Origin of the sequence: Bradyrhizobium sp. SRL28 (assembly GCF_018596315.1) — a bacterium.
Lineage (GTDB): Bacteria > Pseudomonadota > Alphaproteobacteria > Rhizobiales > Xanthobacteraceae > Bradyrhizobium.
Genome location: NZ_JAHEAG010000246.1, coordinates 1 through 361, shown reverse-complemented (window position 1 = coordinate 361; position 361 = coordinate 1). Strand labels below are relative to the sequence as shown.

Genomic DNA, 361 nt, shown 5'->3' with positions numbered 1-361 from the left:
GGGCGGCTTGACGATCTCGACTACCTGCTCGAACGGCAGGTCCTGATGCTCCTGCGCAGCCAGCGCCGTGCGCCGCGTCCGTTCCAGAAGCTGCGACACGCTCGGCTCGCCCGACAGCTCCAGCCGAAGCGCCAGGCTGTTGACGAAGAAGCCGATCAACCCTTCGATCTCGCGGCGGCCCCGATTGGCGCTCGGCACCCCGATCACAAGGTCGTCCTGCCCTGACAGACGCGCCAGCACCGCGCCCCACGCCGCCAGCACCGTCATGAACAACGTCGTGCCATGCTGCTGGCTCAGCCGCTTCAACTCCCGCGTCAGATCCGCATCGATGACAACAGGCACAGTGGCCCCGGCAAACGAC

The 361-nt window shown here is 67.0% G+C and carries 1 protein-coding gene; it reads right to left on the bottom strand.

The features are described 5' to 3' along the window. The coding region (locus KIP88_RS46200; protein ID WP_214494683.1) for a condensation domain-containing protein at positions 1-361 on the bottom strand (361 nt) is incomplete at both ends.